Origin of the sequence: Paraburkholderia sp. RCC_158, assembly GCF_041355255.1 — a bacterium.
In the GTDB taxonomy this organism is placed as follows: Bacteria; Pseudomonadota; Gammaproteobacteria; order Burkholderiales; family Burkholderiaceae; genus Paraburkholderia; species Paraburkholderia graminis.
Window position 1 is genome coordinate 1 of sequence record NZ_JBFUPM010000090.1, and the last position, 582, is coordinate 582.

Annotated in this window: 1 pseudogene; it reads left to right on the forward strand. The window is 61.7% G+C overall.

The annotated features are described in order from the left end of the window. Positions 1-506 (forward strand): annotated as a pseudogene (locus AB6809_RS36285) (DDE-type integrase/transposase/recombinase); the annotation flags it as partial. Between the last annotated feature and the right edge of the window lie 76 nt (positions 507-582).

Here is a 582-nt window from a genome sequence, read left to right on the forward strand (position 1 = left end):
GCTTGCTGCTACAACGCAGGCCCGTTCCACCACGGCCGCAGCGTCGGCACGATGGCAAGGTCGCAGTGGCGAAGAGCGACCAGCGCTGGTGTTCTGACGGCTTCGAGTTTCGCTGCGACAACGGCGAGCCGCTGCGCGTGACGTTTGCGCTGGATTGCTGTGACCGTGAAGCAATGAGTTGGGCGGCGACGACCGGCGGTCACAGCGGTGATGTCGTGCGTGATGTCATGCTCGCTGCCGTCGAGAACCGCTTTGGCAATGTCCTCAAGGCGCCGACAGAAATCGAATGGCTGACGGACAACGGCTCGGGCTACACGGCGGCGAAAACCAAAGCATTCGCGTCTGGCATTGGCCTGAAGCCATTGACCACTCCGGTGTGCAGCCCGCAGAGTAACGGCATGGCGGAAAGCTTCGTGAAGACGATGAAGCGTGACTATGTGGCCTTCATGCCGAAACCCAATGCGGCGACCGCAGTGCGCAACCTCGCCGTCGCCTTTGAGCACTACTGCGTATTTCGGATGAAGGTGACCGGCCGTTTCGGGATCGTGACCGGCGATTTCGGCAACGTGACCGGCCGTTTCG